Origin of the sequence: Parabacteroides sp. ZJ-118 (assembly GCF_011038785.1) — a bacterium.
GTDB lineage: Bacteria > Bacteroidota > Bacteroidia > Bacteroidales > Tannerellaceae > Parabacteroides.
The window spans coordinates 59,236-77,771 of sequence record NZ_JAAKDT010000006.1 but is presented as its reverse complement, the minus strand read 5'-3'; the positions used below and the strand labels follow the sequence as shown (position 1 = coordinate 77,771).

At 53.1% G+C, this 18,536-nt stretch carries 9 protein-coding genes; 7 read left to right on the top strand and 2 right to left on the bottom strand.

The features are described 5' to 3' along the window. Positions 1 to 188: 188 nt before the first annotated feature. Positions 189 to 401, bottom strand: coding sequence for a hypothetical protein (locus tag G7Y39_RS03475; RefSeq protein WP_165155111.1), 213 nt, complete (start codon positions 399 to 401; stop codon positions 189 to 191). Between the two features lie 569 nt (positions 402 to 970). Between G7Y39_RS03475 and uvrA the strand changes: the two genes are divergently transcribed. From uvrA to nhaA, 5 genes are all read left to right on the top strand, one after another. Beyond that, positions 971 to 3,826 carry an excinuclease ABC subunit UvrA gene (gene uvrA, locus G7Y39_RS03470; RefSeq protein WP_165155109.1) on the top strand — a complete coding sequence of 952 codons (2,856 nt, stop codon included), beginning with the start codon at positions 971 to 973 and terminating at the stop codon, positions 3,824 to 3,826. Beyond that, positions 3,823 to 4,044, top strand: a complete 222-nt coding sequence (locus tag G7Y39_RS03465; RefSeq protein ID WP_165155107.1) for a hypothetical protein — start codon at positions 3,823 to 3,825, stop codon at positions 4,042 to 4,044. Before uvrA ends, G7Y39_RS03465 begins: the two co-directional genes overlap by 4 nt. Positions 4,045 to 4,047: 3 nt before the next feature. Beyond that, complete coding sequence (locus G7Y39_RS03460) at positions 4,048 to 4,662, top strand: YigZ family protein (RefSeq protein WP_165155105.1); 615 nt, start codon at positions 4,048 to 4,050, stop codon at positions 4,660 to 4,662. 95 nt (positions 4,663 to 4,757) lie between these two features. Further along, positions 4,758 to 5,966 (top strand): sodium:proton antiporter, encoded by a 1,209-nt coding sequence (locus tag G7Y39_RS03455; RefSeq protein WP_165155103.1) that lies wholly within the window; start codon positions 4,758 to 4,760, stop codon positions 5,964 to 5,966. Between the two features lie 18 nt (positions 5,967 to 5,984). Further along, positions 5,985 to 7,346, top strand: a complete 1,362-nt coding sequence (nhaA, locus tag G7Y39_RS03450) for a Na+/H+ antiporter NhaA (protein WP_165155101.1) — start codon at positions 5,985 to 5,987, stop codon at positions 7,344 to 7,346. A 64-nt stretch (positions 7,347 to 7,410) separates the two neighbouring features. Here nhaA and pbpC read toward each other — a convergent pair whose 3' ends face one another. Further along, positions 7,411 to 9,825 (bottom strand): penicillin-binding protein 1C, encoded by a 2,415-nt coding sequence (gene pbpC / locus G7Y39_RS03445; RefSeq protein ID WP_370520351.1) that lies wholly within the window; start codon positions 9,823 to 9,825, stop codon positions 7,411 to 7,413. Between the two features lie 150 nt (positions 9,826 to 9,975). Here pbpC and G7Y39_RS03440 point away from each other — a divergent pair, with 150 nt between their 5' ends. Together G7Y39_RS03440 and G7Y39_RS03435 are read left to right on the top strand one after the other, a co-directional pair. Further along, a complete protein-coding gene (locus G7Y39_RS03440) occupies positions 9,976 to 15,513 on the top strand; it encodes an alpha-2-macroglobulin (protein WP_165155099.1) in 5,538 nt (1,845 codons plus the stop codon). A gap of 648 nt (positions 15,514 to 16,161) precedes the next feature. Continuing rightward, a complete protein-coding gene (locus G7Y39_RS03435; protein ID WP_165155097.1) occupies positions 16,162 to 18,498 on the top strand; it encodes an ATP-dependent helicase in 2,337 nt (778 codons plus the stop codon). The last annotated feature ends 38 nt before the right edge of the window (positions 18,499 to 18,536 follow it).

Here is an 18,536-nt window from a genome sequence, read left to right as displayed (position 1 = left end):
GTGCAGGGGCCCCGCCCCGTTGACGTTATAGAAACCGTTTGCAAAAGAACGATTTTTTTATGGACTTTCCCCGCGTTTTCAAGAAAATTTTGCGCGCGGCGCGCGGGACCCGAAAAATAAAGCGCTTTTCCCGGACAGCCTTGAAGGGGGGAAAAACGCTTTTATTCAAACTTTGACGGAGCTTTCTCTTATTTGCTCTTCTCCAAGATAACGCGAGCGAGGCGGGCTTGTATTTGCATCAATGTATTGATATCCTCCTCCTCGAAATTGATGTCGGTTACTTTTAAACTTCTTTTGACAATCACCGGAGCCGACTTGGCGGCCGCCAATTCCTGTACTAATTCATCGACTTGCTCTTTGATTTTCTCCGCTTTTCTTGAATAATCTACTGTACGTGCCATAATTCTTCTGATAGTTTATTTTATGAATACTGTCGCGAATATAATTACAATTTTATAATATACACAATAAAATATAACTATTCTGCGCGGGAAGATAAAACCGGAAGATAAATCACGCTATTCGCGAGCGCGCTTTATCCGCCTGAGCGTAGCGATCCCCTACCGGGAGGTGATGGAATATTATCCGGTTATCCCCTCACCCGGGACTGGTTATTTCTCGCGTTTCGTCCCGCCGACACGGGACCCGCGTCACGATACGCGGCGCGATACGCGACGCGAAAGTTGGGCCGACAAGGGATGCTCCCCACGTTCGCGAGAAAAATTTGTTTAGTCGATCGTGATTCGGTTATCATTTATCTAATTTTATAGTATCCGGAAAGTGAACGGGATAACGTCTAAAGATTTTTACGTTATCCCGTTATCGAATGGATAAACAAAAATAGTGATAAATGTTATCCCGATCGCGAATCGGATAACATCTCGCACGTCTCATCGCGATTCGCGGGAAAGTTTGACAGGCTTCCGTTTTTTTTCGTACCTTTACGGCCCCTAAACCAGACAGGAAAAAGATGATAAAAGAGAAGCAGGCATTGGAAGGCGGGCGCATATCCGTACTCGGCGCGCGTGTCCATAATCTGAAGAACATAGATGTAGAGATCCCGAGGAATAAGTTGACGGTGATTACCGGCATGAGCGGCAGCGGCAAGTCCTCGTTGGCGTTCGATACGATTTTCGCCGAGGGACAAAGGCGGTATGTGGAGACATTCTCGGCTTACGCCCGGAATTTCCTGGGAAATATGGAGCGGCCCGACGTGGATAAGATAACGGGCCTGAGTCCGGTCATCTCCATCGAGCAAAAGACGACCAATAAGAACCCTCGTTCCACGGTCGGTACGACGACCGAGATCTACGACTTTTTCCGCCTGCTTTACGCCAGGGCGGGAGAGGCCTATTCCTATTTGAGCGGGGAGAGGATGGTGAAATATACCGAGGAGCAGGTCTTGCGGCTGATCCTGGACGCGTACGACGGGAAAAAAACCTACCTCCTGGCCCCGCTGGTCCGCAATCGCAAGGGGCATTACAAGGAGCTTTTCGAGCAGGTACGCAAGAAAGGATACCTGAACGTCCGTGTCGACGGCGAGTTGAGGGAGATCCTCCACGGGATGAAGCTGGACCGTTACAAGACACACCGTATCGAGGTGGTGATCGACAAGATGATCGTCTCCGAGGCAGGCGAGCGCCGGTTGAGAGAGAGCCTGAAGATCGCCATGAAGCAAGGCGACGGCCTTGTCTTGATACTGGACGCCGAGACGGGCGAGGTTCGCCACTACAGCCGTCGGCTGATGGATCCGGCTACCGGGTTGTCCTACAGCGAGCCGGCCCCGCACAATTTCTCGTTCAACTCCCCCCAGGGAGCCTGCCCGCGCTGCAAAGGGCTGGGGCAGGTCCACCTGCTGGATATGGACAAGATCGTCCCCGATCCCTCCCTGAGCATATACGGCGGTGGCATCGTCGCCCTGGGCAAATACAAGGACTCGCTGATATTCTGGCAGATCGAGGCGCTTTGCCAGAAGCATGGCGTGACGATCAAGACGCCCATACGGGATATCCCCGAGGAGGCGATGGACGAGATCATGAACGGTACGGACGAGCGGCTGCGGATCAAGAACAACTCGCTGGGATCGTCCGGCTATTTCCTGTCGTACGAGGGAGTCGCCAAGTACATCCTGATGCAACAGGAGAGCGAGGCGTCCGCCTCGGCCCAAAAATGGGCGGGACAATTCATCAAGATGGCCACTTGCCCGGAGTGCGGCGGCTGGCGGCTGAACAAGGAGGCGCTGAGCTACCGGATAGCGGGGAAGAACATCGCCGAGTTGTCGGCCATGGATATCTCGGAGCTATACGAGTGGCTGGAGGGCATCGAGGAGAGGCTGGACCCGAGGCAGCTCCGGATCGCCGCGGAGATATTGAAGGAGATACGCTCTCGCCTGCGTTTCCTGCTGGACGTGGGGCTGGATTACCTTTCCATGAACCGGGGCTCGGCCACCCTGTCCGGCGGCGAGAGCCAGCGTATCCGGCTGGCCACCCAGATCGGGAGCCAATTGGTGAACGTACTCTACATATTGGATGAGCCGAGCATCGGCCTGCACCAACGAGACAACGTCCGTTTGATCAATTCCCTGAAGCAATTGCGCGATACGGGAAACTCCGTGATCGTCGTGGAGCATGACAAGGACATGATGCTGAGCGCCGATTACGTGGTGGACATGGGCCCCAGGGCGGGACGCCTGGGGGGCGAGGTCGTCTTCGAGGGAACCCCCGAGGAGATGTTGCGCGCGGATACCCTGACCTCTTCCTACCTGAACGGCGACACGCGGATAGCCGTCCCCGCCGAGCGCAGGAAAGGCAACGGGCGGTTCATCACCCTCAAAGGGGCCCGCGGGAATAACTTGAGGCACGTGGACGTATCGCTCCCCCTGGGCACTCTTATCTGCGTCACGGGCGTGTCGGGCAGCGGGAAGTCTACCTTGATAAACCGCACGCTGCGGCCGATCTTGAGCCAGCATTTCTATCGCTCGCTGGAAGATCCCCTGGCCTACGACGCCATCGAGGGCATCGAGCATGTCGATAAGATCGTGAACGTGGATCAATCCCCGATCGGCCGTTCCCCCCGGAGCAACCCGGCGACCTACACGGGAGTGTTCTCGGACATCCGGAATCTCTTCGTCGGGCTTCCGGAATCGAAGGTGAGAGGGTACAAGCCGGGACGTTTCTCCTTCAACGTATCGGGTGGACGGTGCGAGACCTGCAAGGGAAACGGCTACAAGGCGATCGAGATGAATTTCCTCCCGGACGTGCTGGTGCCCTGCGAGGACTGTCACGGCAAGCGATACAACCGGGAGACCCTGGAGGTCCGCTTCCGCGGGAAATCGATCGCGGATATCCTGGATATGACGATCAACAGGGCCGTGGAGTTCTTCGAGAGCGTCCCCGCCATCTTATCCAAGATCAAGGTCCTGCAGGATGTAGGCCTGGGATATATCAAGCTGGGGCAACCCTCCACCACCTTGTCCGGCGGCGAGAGCCAACGCGTCAAGCTGGCCACCGAGCTGGCGAAGCGGGATACGGGAAAGACGCTTTACGTGCTGGACGAACCTACCACCGGCCTGCATTTCGAGGATATCCGGGTCTTGCTCGGGGTGTTGAACAAGCTGGTGGATAAAGGCAACACGATCATCGTTATCGAACATAACCTCGATGTCATCAAATGCGCCGACTACCTGGTCGACATGGGCCCCGAGGGCGGTCGCCGCGGGGGCAACGTCGTTTTCACCGGGACTCCGGAGGCCCTGGCGGCGCGCGGTGTCGGGTATACGGCCCCGTTCCTGAAAGAAGAGTTAGATACAGCAAACCAGAAAAAATGAAGAATCCGATACAAATGATCAAGCAATGCGTGGAGAAGGAGGAACCCTACTTCGTGCTGAGAGGGCAGGACGTATGCGCGTTGGCTGCCATAGAGACCTATTATGAGGAGGTGAGAAACAGGGTGAGAGACCCTTATTTCATCGAGGAGATCGAAGAGATCATGAAAGATTTCCGGGCGTACCGGGAGGAAGTGTCCAAGACTAAACTACCGGATTGATTTATGGCAGACGACAGTTACAAGACCATCAAGCAAGTCGCCGAGGGCTATTATACCGAGAAGCGCAGCCGCTTCATCTCGTATGCCATACCCGTGCGTACGGTGGACGAGGTGAAGGAGCGACTGGAGAAATACCGCAAACAATATTACGATGCCCGCCATGTGTGCTGGGCGTATATGCTAGGCCCGGAGCGGCAGACGTTCCGGGCCAACGATGACGGGGAGCCCTCTTCCACGGCCGGGAAACCGATCCTCGGGCAGATCAACTCGAATGAGCTGACCGATGTGTTGGTTGTCGTGGTACGCTACTTCGGAGGGGTCGAGCTAGGGACTGGCGGGCTGATCGTCGCCTATCGCGCCGCCGCCGCCGAGGCCATCGCCGCCGCCGAGATCGAGGAGCGTACGGTAGACGAGGATATCACGGTCGTTTTCGAGTACCCCTACCTGAACGGGATCATGCGTATCGTAAAAGAGGATAACCCCGTTATCCTCTCACAGAAGTTCGAGATGGATTGCGAGATGACGCTTCGCATCCGTAAAGGGGAGGCCGAACGCCTCAAAAATCGCTTGTTGAAGGTCGAGACCGCTTACCTGAAAGAGCGGCGAGCGACCGACTAATTTAGTTTTCAATTGTTTTTTTTCGCGGAGACAAGGCTCATGAGGAACCCTGCCCCCGCATTTTATTGTGTAAATAATAATATAGTTTTAGCTGAATGAAAAAAGTTCTTTTATTTTCTCTTTTTCTAGTGTCGGGTTTGATCGTGTCGCAAATGCTTCCCGCTGTGGCGGGGGAACAGTATCCGCTGGTAAAGACGATCTCCAACACCTTTTTGTTTGTTTGCCTCGCGTTTATCATGATCAATGTGGGGCGTGAGTTCGAGATTGATAAGGCCCGGTGGAAGTCTTATACCCAAGATTATTTCATAGCGATGGCCACGGCGGCGTTCCCGTGGATATTCGTGGCTTTATATTACATGTTTGTCTTGCTCCCGGGCGATTTATGGGGAAGTTGGGACGCCTGGAGGGAAAACCTGTTGCTAAGCCGTTTCGCCGCCCCTACCTCGGCGGGTATCTTGTTCACGATGTTGGCCGCCGCCGGGCTAAAAGCCTCTTGGGTATACAAGAAGGTACAGGTATTGGCGATCTTCGACGACCTGGACACGATCCTGCTGATGATCCCGTTGCAAATCATGATGATCGGCTTGCGCTGGCAATTGGGAGTCATCCTCCTGGTCGTGGTATCGCTCTTGGTCTTGGGCTGGAAGAAAATGGGGCATTACGACGTGCGTCAAGACTGGAAAGCCATCTTGTTCTACGCCATCGCGACGTTTGCTATCACGCAAGTGATTTACCTGGTATCGAAACATGTGTACGGAGAGGAGGCCAGTATCCATATCGAGGTCCTCTTACCCGCGTTTGTCGTAGGTATGATCATGCGACATAAGCATATCGATACCAAGGTCGAGCGCCAAGTGTCCGATTTCATCTCTTACCTCTTCATGTTCCTTGTCGGAGTGAGCATGCCGGTGTTTATGGGCGTGGACTTCGCCCGGCAAGCGGCGGAGGTGACCACGGTGACAAGTTCCCAGCCGATGATCTCATGGCCGCTGATCGCTTTACATGTCGTAATCGTCTCCTTCTTATCCAATATCGGCAAACTATTCCCCCTGTTTTTCTACCGCGACCGGATGAAACGCGAGCGCTTGGCGCTGTCTATCGGTATGTTTACCCGTGGAGAGGTAGGAGCCGGAGTCATTTTCATAGCCTTAGGATACGGATTAGGTGGCCCGATGTTGATAATTTCTGTGTTAACTATTGTGTTTAATTTAATTTTAACCGGTATATTTGTCATCTGGGTAGAGAAACTCACACGCAGCGCTTATAACCTGGAGCTAGCAGGAAAAGTCAAAGCTGTCAATTAATAGAAAAAATACTTTATTATGGACCGTACGATCAATGTTATCCTTAAACCGTTGCGTCGCTTCGCTATACAGAAGCCGAACGCCAGTCTTTTATTATTTGCCGCTACCATCATCGCCATGGTCTTGGCCAATTCGCCTTGGGCAGACAGGTACCATCTGTTGTTGGATTTTCCAATCGACCTGCAAGCCGGGCAGTTCAACTTCTTCGCGCATCACGGGGAGACCATGTCTATGCTGGCATTCGTGAACGACGCCCTTATGACGGTTTTCTTTTTCGTGATCGGCCTGGAGATCAAGCAAGAGGTATTGATCGGCGAGTTGAGTTCCGTCCGGAAGGCGCTATTGCCCATCATCGCGGCCTGTGGTGGAATGATCGCGCCGGTCCTGTTTTATATGTTAGTATGTAATATGCCTCCCGAGGTAAACGGGGCGGCTATCCCGATGGCTACGGATATCGCTTTCGCCTTGGCCGTATTGGGCTTGTTGGGGAAGCGGGTGCCGTTGAGCATGCGTATCTTCTTAACCGCCCTGGCCGTGGTGGACGATATCGGGGGGATTATAATTATCGCCATGTTTTATAGCGGGCATATCGCTTTCGAGCCTTTGTTGATATCCCTGATAGTCCTCGCTTTGTTGTATGTGGGAGGAAAGTTCCGGATACACAATCGATTGTTTTTCTATATCGGTGGCTTTATCGTCTGGCTGCTGTTTCTGGAGTCAGGAGTACATCCGACAATCGCCGGCGTGTTGGTCGCCTTTACGGTTCCTGCCCGTCCGGTTGTCAAGCTGGATGATTTCACGCGTGATATGAACGGGTATTTAGATCTGCTGGACTATACCGAGGTTCGTCAGTCGCGTAAAGCGGAGGTGCTTACGTCCGCGCAAATTCATGTATTGAATAACATCCATACGTTGGCGGATAAGACGATCAGTCCGTTGCAGACCATCGCTGATAAGCTGCATCCATTGGTAAACTATGTGATACTTCCTTTGTTCGCTTTCGTGAACGCCGGTGTGACGTTCGGGGATATCCACCCCCAAACGTTGGTTAATGTACCGTTGGCGGTGTTCGTGGGTTTATTTGTCGGAAAGACATTGGGTATATTCTCGTTCTCTTTCCTGTTTGCGTGTACGCCGTTTGCCTCCATGCCTACAGGTATGAGCAAACGTAATCTATTTGGAGTATCCATGCTCGGGGGAATCGGTTTCACGGTAGCCTTGTTCATAGCGAATCTTTCCTTTGACGCCAATTCAGCGGCGGGCGCGGATCTCTTGAATCAGGCGAAGCTGGGTGTATTCACGGGATCGTTTGTATCCGGTCTTTGCGGTTATCTGGTATTGAAATGGGTCTTGCCGAAAGAAAAGGTGGAAACGGCCTGAATAAAAACAGCGAGTCGATCCATGATCAAGTTCCTTCCATAGCAGGGACGGGGAGGGCGCATTTTTACTTGACCTCGAATTGTATTTTCTTTTGGTTCCCCTCGTTGTCAATGAGGGTAAGGAGATGTTTCCCCTGGCTCACGGAGCAAGGCATCTGGTGATTCTCGGTGGTCTCTCCCAGATAGCTTTCGTCCAGATGCCAGTAGATCGTAGCGTCGCGGCGGGCGTGGGCGGCCTTGAAGATAAATTGCTCGGACTTCCCAGAGAAGCCCTTCGGGAGGTAGAGAATGGCCTTATGCTCGGGATAGATCAGTTCAATCTGGCGGCTCAGGTCTTGCCCGCAGCCGGGTTTTACCGGAGGGAGCGGGATATAATCGATGTGATAGTTGCGGTAGTAATATTCCTGCGCGGGAGGAAGCACGAACCATGAGCGGCTGATCATCCGGTCGACAGACTCGCAGGAACTGTTGACCCTGTACCGTCCGTCCGCTGATAGATGCACGAGCTTATGGTAGGGGCAGATTTTCGTGTTATTGCCGGACAGCGGCAGGTATAAAGTGTCTGTTTGCTCGCAATAGGGCGAGGCTTTATGCCCGCTGTTCCGGCAGATCACCAGTGGACGCGTCTCATCATAGGGCAGGTCGAACCATTCGCCACCAGGCAATAGGGAAAAGATATCGAAAAGGACCGGGGCGGCGTTGCCGACACCCGTAAGTCCCGGACGCCCCTCGCCGGAGGCGTTGCCGGCCCATACGCCGACGACATAGCGGGGAGTCGTGCCGATCGCCCAAGCGTCTCGTCCCCCGTGACTCGTCCCGGTCTTCCACGCGATCCGCTTCATCGACTCAAATTGTTGCCAGTCGGCTTCTTCCTCGGGACGGCTCAGGGCGGACATCGCCTCGAACGTGTACCACAGGGCCGCGGAGGAGAGGAGCGCCTTATCGGTGAGCCGGCTATCGGTAAGGGAACGGATCGGTTCCTTCCTCTCCGCCGGAAAGGGAGTCAGCGGATGGATGTCCGCCGGATGATAGCGTCCGTTATAAAGGCGGTAATGTTTAAGCACGCGAGACATGGAGGCATACATGCCGGAAAGATCCCATAAAGTACCCTCTGCCCCTCCCAAGATCAGGGAGGCTCCGTAATGTTCCTCAGAGAAGCGCAAGGTAGTCATTCCCCACGATTTCAGCAAAGACATAAAGCGTCCGGTATTGTATTGGGAGAGCATACGTACCAAGGGCACGTTCAGGGAGCGTTCTATGGCTACATGAGCCGGTACCGCCCCGTAGAATGTCTTGTTGTAATTATGGGGGGAGAAACCATTTATATTCAAGGGCACGTCCGATACCAGCATGGAGGGGAGCAACAGCCCGTCGTGTAGCATACCGGCATACAGGAAGGGCTTTAGAATACTTCCCGTGCTCCGGGGCGAGGTGATGATATCCACTTGATTCCCCCGGCGTTCGTCGGCCGGGTAGGTAGCGTTTCCGGCGTAGGCCAATACCTCTCCGGTCTCCACGTCCGCTACGATCGCCGCCAGATTATGGATATGGTTGGAACTGTACTCGCGGGCATAACGGTTTACGAGAGCCTGTGTCTGCCGTTGCAGGGCTTGGCGGACGGAGGTCTGGATGCGTTGCCCCGGTTGTTCCGCGGCTAGCCTTTCCAGCAGATGCGGGGCATCATTCGGCAAAGGGAGAGGGGCTTCGGGAAGCGGCTCCATGCAGGCCAGCTCGTATTCGGTCTCTTCCAATACACCTCTCTTCCTGAGGGAAGCCAATAAGCGATCCCGCTTTTCCTTCAGTTGTTTCCGGTTTCTTCCGGGATGGATCAAGGCGGGGGAGTTGGGAAGAACCGCGAGCGTGGCGCTCTCGGCCCACGATAGTTCGGAGGCGCTCCGCCCGAAATAACGCCATGCCGCGGTCTCCAGCCCGATTACGTTTCCCCCGAAGGGAGCGTGCGAGGCATAGAGGCCCAGTATCTCTTGCTTGCTATAGATGGTTTCCAGAAAGAGCGCCCAGCACATCTCGATTGTTTTCTCGTAGAAAGTCCGGTCTGGGTTCCCTCTCGCAATGCGTGCCAATTGCATGGTCAAGGTACTTCCTCCGCTCACCACACGCCCCGCTTTCCAGTTCAGGCGGATCGCCCGGAAGATGGCGGCTGGGTCTATGCCGGGATGGTAAAAAAAACGTTTATCCTCATACGTGAGCAAGCAATCCGTGAATTTATCAGGCAAGCTATCCGCCGCCGGGAAACGCCATTGCCCGTCCGGTGCGATACGTGCGCCTAAAAGTTGGCCCTCTGCCGAATACAATAAGGTAGAGTAGGGGGCGGGAAATAATTGCCGGGGCACGATGCTATACAGGATACACCACGCCGCCACGCCGATTCCCAAGACGGACGCGAGGAGACGCCATGACACGCGTCCACGCCTCTGTAATAGCGACATGGATAGACGGCTGAGGCACGCTGCCTCAATCATACCTGTTGACACTCTCCTCATAACGATCGAACTTTGAATAACACATATTTAAAACAAATGTAGGAAAAATATCAGTTTGTCTGGAAGTATAGGCGCTAAATCCTCTTATTTACGTACATTTGCGGATCAACCATTTAAACATCCATGTGTATGATACGGTCTATCGGTTTATTCTGCGTACTTTATCTCTTGTCTCTCTTGACAAGTTGTAATACGACAAGCTCTGAGGATCCAGATCTCCCGCCTTATAATCCAAATGTGGAGGCGTTTACTACCGGGAAGATTTCCCGGTATTCCCTTGTTTACTTGATCTTTAATCAAGAGATCCCGGCGGATCGATTAAAGTCGGACCGGCTGGGGAAACTCGTGCGCCTCGAGCCCGATGTGCCGGGGAAATGGGCTTTCGAAAATAACCGGACGTTGGTATTCAAGCCGGAGAAAGGCTTTGAGCGGAACACCTCTTATCAGGTGAAAGCCGATTTGTCCGAATGGTTTGAGCTACAGGACAAGGATAAGCGGTTCGCTTTCGGTTTTACCACGTTTCCTTTAGCCCTTCGGGGAAATCTGGAATCGATGGATATCCACGAGAAAAACGAGAACGGGTACGATCTGACCGCCGTGCTTTTTACTCCGGACAAGGAGTCTCCGGAGATCGTGGAGTCGTTGGTGGATTTCTCGGAGAGGGTAGACGCCACTTGGCAACACAGCCCGGACGGGAAGAGACATGAGGTAACCCTGGCTAATGTTCCCGCCGGGACGGAGGGGGAACGGAGGCTTAGGCTTTCCGTCTCTTCGAATAAACTGGGCGTGGAGAAGGCGGATATCGTGACGGTGAGCGTCCCGGATCAGAACGATTTCTCTGTATACGACGTGGTCTATGTATCCGAGCCGGAACGCTATGTGGAGGTAGCTTTCACGAAATTACTGGACCCGGCCCAAGATATGAGAGGCTTGGCTTTTATCGCCGGCAATACCTCGGAGATCGTAAACGTGGATGGAAACAAACTACGCCTATATCCGGACGCCGACTTACGGGAGAAGGGCGTGATGGACATCCATTTGAACCCAGGCATCCGCGGTAAGAGCGGCTTGAACCTCAAAGAGGCCGTCGTGCGTCAAGTGGCAGCCGATGAGCGGAAACCCAACGTCCGTTTTATCGGGAAAGGAGTGATCATCCCGCGATCCGCGCAATTATCCGTTCCTTTCCAAGCGATTTATTTGCGAGGGGTTACGGTGAGCGTCATCAAGATATTGGAGCAGAATATCGGTCAGTTCCTGCAATCGAACAACTTGGATGAGTCCGGGGAGCTGATGCGCGTCGGACGCTTGATCGCCCGTAAGACGATCTTCTTGGATGAAGAGGGTCTTGATCTGTCCCGGTGGAATACGTTCGCGATCGATTTGAAACGCTTGATCGAACCGGAACCGGGCGCTATCTACCGCCTGGAGCTTTCGTTCGATCGGCCTTTGTCTGTTTATCCTTGCGGGAATGATACGGTGCCCCTCTCTAAGGAACAGATCTTGGCCTTGGATGAGATCCGTTTCAAGGAAGAGTCCGCCCGTTTTGACGAGGGTGGGTATTACTATTATCGCCAATATGATGGGTCTGATTATAGTTGGAATAAACGGGGTGATCCCTGCTCGGACAGTTATTACTTTGACAAGGTGGAGGGAAAGAATGTCATGGCCACTAATTTGGGACTGATCGCCATGATGGGGCAGGATCAAGATATGACCGTGCTGGCGCATAATATACAGAATACGGAGCCGGAGCGGGGGGTTACGGTTACCGCCTATAATTACCAACACCAATCGTTGGCCTCGGGTACGACCGACGGCGAGGGACAGGTACGGCTGGATCTCTCCTCGGGACGTCCGTTCTACCTGATCGCCTCACAGGGAGCCCAACGCTCCTATCTGCGGGTGGATGACGGATCGGCTCTCTCGCTCAGTTCGTTCGATGTATCGGGCGAGGTAGTCCAGAAAGGGATCAAGGGCTTTATTTATGGCGAGCGAGGCGTATGGCGTCCGGGGGATACGTTGCATCTGGGCTTTATGCTGAATGATCGGGCGAAGCAATTACCTGTCGGCCATCCGATCGTGATGGAGCTGTACAACCCCTTAGGGCAGATGTATGCCCGTAAGACACAGACCCGTGGCGAGCTGGGGCTTTACGTCTTCGATTTCGTTACCGAGGCGGATGCCCCCACGGGTGCGTGGAATGTGAAGGCGCAAGTGGGTGGGGTCTCTTTCTCGAAGCGTTTACGTATCGAGTCCATCAAGCCAAACCGTCTGAAGATCGCCTTATCCTTGCCGGAGAAGACCTTGTTGCGCGGTGAGCCTATGGATGCCCGCCTGCATGTGGAATGGCTGCAAGGCGCTATTGCCCGTAACTTGAAATACGATATACAGGGTACCTTTATCGCCACCCCGACCACCTTCGAGGGGTATAAGGATTTCTGTTTCGATGATCCTTCCCGTGTATTCCATACGGAAGAGAGCAAGCTGATCTCCGGGACTACCGATGCGCAGGGGAATGCCGCGGTACAAGCCCGTTTTGAATTGGGTGCTACCGCTCCCGGCAGGTTGCTGGCAAATCTGGTGACCCGGGTCTATGAGAAATCCGGTGATTTCAGTATCGATGCGAACCGGATGCTTTACTCGCCTTATCGCCGATATGCCGGTATCAAATCTCCGCAAAAAGACAAGGAACAATTAAATACCGGAGCCAATTATACCTACGAGGTCGCTTCTGTCGATTATTTGGGGAGACCGCAAGCGAATACGGCATTAGAGGTGAAAGTATATAAGATTTATTGGCATTGGTGGTGGGATTCCAACAGTAGCGGTCTGGCCAATTACGTATCGGATTCCTACAATAAGCCGGTAAGGACATTTACCGTCCGTACGGATGAGAGCGGCCGGGGTACGTTCCGGCTCTCGTTCCCGGATAAAGAGTGGGGGACGTATTTCATCTCCGTGAAAGATAAGGAGAGCAAGCACGCTACGGGAGTAATGAGTTATTTCGATTGGCCTTATAATGAGGGCCGGCGTAACGCCGATGGCAGCGAGTCCGCCACGATGCTTCGTTTCCGGACCGATAAGGATCGTTATACGCCCGGCGAGAAGATGATAGTTACCTTTCCCTCTACGAAAGGAAGCCGTGCGATTGTCCGTATAGAGAATGGCGTGCGTGTCCTCTCCTTGACGGAACATGCATGCGAGGATAAGCAAACAACCGTGAGGCTGGATGTGACGAAAGATATGCAGCCGAACGCTTACGTCCATATCACCTTATTGCAGCCTCATGGCTTCGCGAAGAACGATTTGCCGATCCGCCTGTACGGCGTAGTCCCGTTCACGGTAACTTCTCCCGAGAGCCATCTGACCCCGGTCATCCAATCTCCCGCCGAGCTGAAACCGGAAGCCTCTTATACCGTATCCGTCTCCGAGAAGGATGGAAAGGAGATGGCTTATACGCTGGCGATCGTAGATGAGGGTTTGCTGGATCTGACTCGTTTCCGTACGCCGGAACCCTGGAAAGCGTTTAACGCCCGGGAAGCGTTGGGCGTGAATACATGGGATTTGTATAACTACGTGGTTGGCGCTTATGGCGGCCGTATCGAGCAATTGTTCAGTATCGGTGGCGACGATGCGCTGGAAAAAGGTCCGAAAGCGATCGTGAACCGTTTCAAGCCTGTGGTGCGATTTGACGGCCCGTTCCTGCTGAAGAAGGGAAAGACCGCTCGACATACCTATCGGATGCCGAATTATAACGGGCGTGTCAAGATCATGGTGGTAGCTGGAAATGGGGAAGCTTATGGACATGCCGATAAGAGCGTGATGGTACGTAAGCCTGTAATGTTACTGGGAACCTTGCCCCGGGTGATCGGCGTGGGAGAGGAGATGGTAGTACCCGCTACGATATTCGCTACCGAGGATGGCATAGGAGCCGTGAATGTATCTATCGCTTGCAGCTCGAATATGGAAGTGGTTGGCGAGGCGACGAAAACTTTAAGCTTCGTGCGAAAAGGGGATCAGCAAGCTTCGTTCCGTATCCGGGTAAAGAAGAACCCGGGTATCGGGAAGGTAACGATAACCGCTACGGGTAAAGGAGATACATCCGTTTATGAGACGGAACTGGAGATCCGTACGGTACGTCGCCCGCAAGTGAAAGTTACCGCCGCTACCTTAGAGGCCGGCAAGTCTTGGAAAGAGACGATCGCGATGCCGGGTGCCGCGGGTACGAATCAGTTGACCTTGGAAGTGTCGGATATCGCCCCCGTGAACGTATCTTCACGTCTGTCTTATTTGTCGGGTTATCCGCACGGATGTCTGGAACAGATCACTTCGAAAGGATTCCCGCAGCTTTATATCTCTGCGTTTGCGGATTTGACCCCGCGACAGGCGAAATCTGCGGAGGAGACCGTGAAAGAGGTGATCCGTCGTCTGCGTTCTTACCAGACCGTGGATGGGGCTTTCGCTTATTGGCCGGGTGGAACGAGCGGCAATGGCTGGGGTACGGTTTACGCGACTCATTTCTTGCTGGAAGCTTCGAAGAAAGGTTACTTGGTCCCCGAGGCTATGAAACAAAGCGTATGGAATAACTTACGCCGGGTAGCCCGTAATTGGAAGCCGGTTACCTCTTATTATAAGGATTCGGAAGAGACTACGCAAGCCTATCGCCTGTATGTATTGGCGTTGGCAGGGTCGCCGGAGATGGGTGCCATGAACCGCTTGAAAGAGATGAAAGACCTGACCTCCATGAGTCGCTGGTTGCTAGCTTCCGCCTATGCATTGGTCGGCCGTGAAGATGTCGCTCAAGACTTGATCAGTGAGACGACGGCTCTTCCTTCCGGTTCTCCCGAGTATGACGAGACGTTCGGCAGTGAGGTCCGGGATCAATCCCTCCGGCTAATGACGCTTTGCTTATTGAATAAGGGCAAGGAGGCCGCTACTTTGGTGGAAGAATTGTCCAAGCAGCTTTCTTCGGATGACTGGTTGAGCACACAGTCCACGGCATTCGCCTTGGTTGCCTTATCCGACTACCTCGCCAGATACCAGGTAGATGAGACCCTGTATTTCACGTATGCCTGTGGCGGAAAGGATGGACAGGTGAGAACGGATAAACATATATGGTCCGAGACCTTATCGGATAAGGCGGGAACCTCGGCGAGCATCGAGTTGAAGAACACGGGTAAATCTACGCTCTTCGCCCGTATCATAACCGAAGGAACACCGGAGCAGGGCGAGGAGAAGGCGTATGCGAACGGTATCTCGTTGGCGGTTCGCTATGTGGATCTGAACGGCCGTCCAGTCGATATCGCCAAATTGGAGCAAGGTACGAACTTCTCCGCTGTCGTTACGGTAAAGAACCCCTCGACCCGGGGATATACTAATTTGGTAGTATCGGAGATCTTCCCTGCCGGCTGGGAAATACTGAATACCCGTTTCTTGCATGAGTCCGCTACGGACAGCTTGACCGCCGGAGTGAATTATCAGGATATTCGTGACGATCGTGTCCATAGTTATATAGACCGTCTGCCGGCAGGCCGTCAGGTGACCGTGAAGATCCATCTTTGCGCGGTCTATCCGGGTCGCTTTTACCTGCCTCCGGTCTATTGCGAGGCGATGTACGACTCCTTAATCCGTGCGAATACCGCGGGACGGGAAGTTACCGTATTCTAGTTATGAAAGGGACGGGTATACCCCGCCCTTTCTTCAATAACGACAGAGGTGGTGGCTACGGCTCCGGCAGAGGCATGTTCCGTACGTGATTTGACAGTTTGACATTTTGTAAACGGAAGCCCCGGAGAATCGCTTCTTCCGGGCCAAGGGATAAGACGCCCTCAAATCCACGTTAAAATATATTTAATCAATTCATCTTTAGCTGTATACCGAAAAACCTCCTTTCATTCTAGCGAAAATCATTCATCCGAACGCATATCCATGGACCTCTTTGGGCGATTCCATAGGGTTATGACTGGGATTCTAACGAGGTTACAATGCCTATTCACGGCGGTTGACAACCCTATTCTTGATGGTTTACAATGCCCAACGACAGGATTGGCGTTGCCCAACGCGACTAAATATGTAGGCTTTTGTCTCCTTTCATGCCCGAAAACGAGTATATTTCCACCCAAAAGCGCGTTTTGTGACTCCTCTGGGCTTCTGGTTTGGCCGATCTTAGAAACGTCGCTGTCACGATTTGCCTGTAAAAAGAGTCATAAAGAAAGAAATAGGGCGATTTAGGTATCTTACCGATAATGGGATTTATCGGTGCCGTTTTTTTATGCGGAATCGCTTATTTTCCCTACTTTTGTACCCCTAAAACGGATGAATGTGGAAGAATATTTGAATCAACTGAATGAGAGCCAGCGGGAAGCGGTGGTTTACAACGAAGGGCCATCCTTGGTCGTAGCCGGGGCGGGCTCCGGTAAGACAAGGGTACTGACCTATAAGATCGCCTATTTATTGCAATTGGGATTGCCTCCCTATAGTATCTTGGCGCTGACCTTTACTAATAAGGCGGCCCGGGAGATGAAAGAGCGTATCGCGGCCATCACCGGTGAGCAAACGGCCCGTCGGCTATGGATGGGAACTTTCCACTCCATCTTCTCCCGTATTCTACGAAACGAGGCGGCGCATATCGGTTACCCTTCCAATTTCACGATCTATGACGCCACTGACTCCAAAAGCTTACTGAAATCCATCCTCAAGGAAATGCGATTGGATGATAAGGTGTATCGCATCGGGATGGTGCAGAGCCGGATCTCCAACGCGAAGAACTCCTTGATCACCTATACGGCCTACGAGCAAAATAAAGAACTCGTGGAAAGTGATATGAATGCCAAGGTCCCCTTGCTCCGGGAAATCTACAAACGTTACCAGAACCGTTGCCTGCAAGCGGGGGCGATGGACTTCGACGACCTGTTGCTGCAAACCAATATCCTGTTTCGGGATCATCCGGCCGTATTGGAGAAATACCGGAGTTTCTTCCGGTATGTATTGGTGGACGAGTATCAAGATACGAACTTCGCCCAACACCTGATCGTACAACGGCTTTGCGAGAGACACGGCCGTATCTGCGTGGTAGGGGATGACGCCCAGAGTATCTATTCCTTCCGAGGCGCTAATATAGATAACATCCTGCAATTCAAGAATCTTTATACCGGTTGCCGTATCTTCAAGCTGGAGAGGAATTACCGTTCCACCCAGAATATCGTGAACGCCGCCAATAGCCTGATTGGCAAGAATACCCGTCAGATACCCAAGACGGTCTACTCCGAGAAGGAGGCGGGCAGCAAGGTGAGGGTCTTCACCTCCTACTCCGACTATGAGGAGGGCTACACCGTAGCCGCCCGGATCAACGAGATGCGCGGGATATCGGGGAAGTTCTCGTATGCCGATTTCGCGATCCTGTATCGTACCAACGCCCAGTCCCGTATCTTGGAAGAGGCGTTGCGAAAGCGGGGTATCCCTTATAAGATTTACGGTGGTTTGTCTTTTTACCAGCGGAAAGAGATCAAGGACATGATCGCTTACTTCCGCCTGATCGTGAACCCGCACGACGAGGAGGCCCTGAAGCGAATCATCAATTATCCCACCCGGGGAATCGGAGATACGACAGTAGGTAAGCTGGTCAGCGCCGCTACCGAATACGGGGTAAGTCTATGGACCGTGCTGCGATCCCCCTTGGAATATTCGCTGCCTATAAACAACGGTACAGCAAAGAAATTGAGCGATTTCCGGAATTTGATCGAAGCTTTCATCGAAGAGAATAAAAGACTCTCCGCAGAAGAATTGGCCACCTTGGTGGTGAAGCGTAGCGGAGTCGTTTCCGACCTGTTTCAAGATCGCTCCGTAGAGGGCGTGAGCAAACAAGAGAACTTGCAGGAGTTGCTGAAAGGCATCGCCGAGTTCAGCGAGATCCGGAGGGAGGAGGGTATGGAGCAAGTCGCTATGTCCGATTTCTTGGCGGAAGTATCCTTACTCACGGATCAGGATAACGATAAAGAGGAAAACTCCGATAAGGTCACTATGATGACCGTGCATGCTGCCAAGGGGTTGGAATTCACGAATGTTTTCGTGGTAGGCTTGGAGGAAGACCTGTTCCCCTCGTCTCTATCGAAAGATAACCCGAGAGCGGTAGAGGAGGAGCGTCGTTTGTTCTACGTGGCGATTACCCGTGCGGAGCAAAATTGCGTATTGAGCTATGCGATGAGCCGCTATCGTAACGGAAAGACGGATATCTGTACGGCCAGTCGTTTCTTGAGGGACATAGACGCTAAGTATTTGGATATGACTTCGGATGTCGGCGCTTCAGATGCGTTCGCCTCGGCTCGTGAACGCTACGGGCGCCCGGCTTTTGCCTCTCCATTCCGGCAACCAAGGGTGGTTGAGGGTGATTCCGTTTCGCCAATGAGGCAAACAGCACAGCGTCAAGGGTCTCTTACGAAGCTAAAAAGCACGATGGAATCGTGCTTTTCGGTGGCTCCGGATCTATCGGGTTTACGGGCAGGATCCAAAGTTCGCCATGATCGTTTTGGGGAAGGTGAGATTGTTTCAATAGAAGGAGAAGGTGGTAACGCGAAGGCTACGGTAGCCTTCGATCATTTCGGGCAAAAGCAATTGCTTCTGAAGTTCGCTAAACTTACCGTGCTGAATGATTGAATGTCGGCTTGTGGATACCTCGCCCTCGCGACGAGACT

Excerpts from the sequence above, each read along its gene's own strand:
- G7Y39_RS03440 (WP_165155099.1), top strand. The coding sequence starts at position 9,976 with ATGATACGGTCTATCGGTTTATTCTGCGTACTTTATCTCTTGTCTCTC.
- G7Y39_RS03465 (WP_165155107.1), top strand. The coding sequence starts at position 3,823 with ATGAAGAATCCGATACAAATGATCAAGCAATGCGTGGAGAAGGAGGAA.
- nhaA (WP_165155101.1), top strand. The coding sequence starts at position 5,985 with ATGGACCGTACGATCAATGTTATCCTTAAACCGTTGCGTCGCTTCGCT.
- G7Y39_RS03455 (WP_165155103.1), top strand. The coding sequence starts at position 4,758 with ATGAAAAAAGTTCTTTTATTTTCTCTTTTTCTAGTGTCGGGTTTGATC.
- G7Y39_RS03475 (WP_165155111.1), bottom strand. The coding sequence starts at position 401 with ATGGCACGTACAGTAGATTATTCAAGAAAAGCGGAGAAAATCAAAGAG.
- uvrA (WP_165155109.1), top strand. The coding sequence starts at position 971 with ATGATAAAAGAGAAGCAGGCATTGGAAGGCGGGCGCATATCCGTACTC.
- pbpC (WP_370520351.1), bottom strand. The coding sequence starts at position 9,825 with ATGATTGAGGCAGCGTGCCTCAGCCGTCTATCCATGTCGCTATTACAG.
- G7Y39_RS03435 (WP_165155097.1), top strand. The coding sequence starts at position 16,162 with ATGAATGTGGAAGAATATTTGAATCAACTGAATGAGAGCCAGCGGGAA.
- G7Y39_RS03460 (WP_165155105.1), top strand. The coding sequence starts at position 4,048 with ATGGCAGACGACAGTTACAAGACCATCAAGCAAGTCGCCGAGGGCTAT.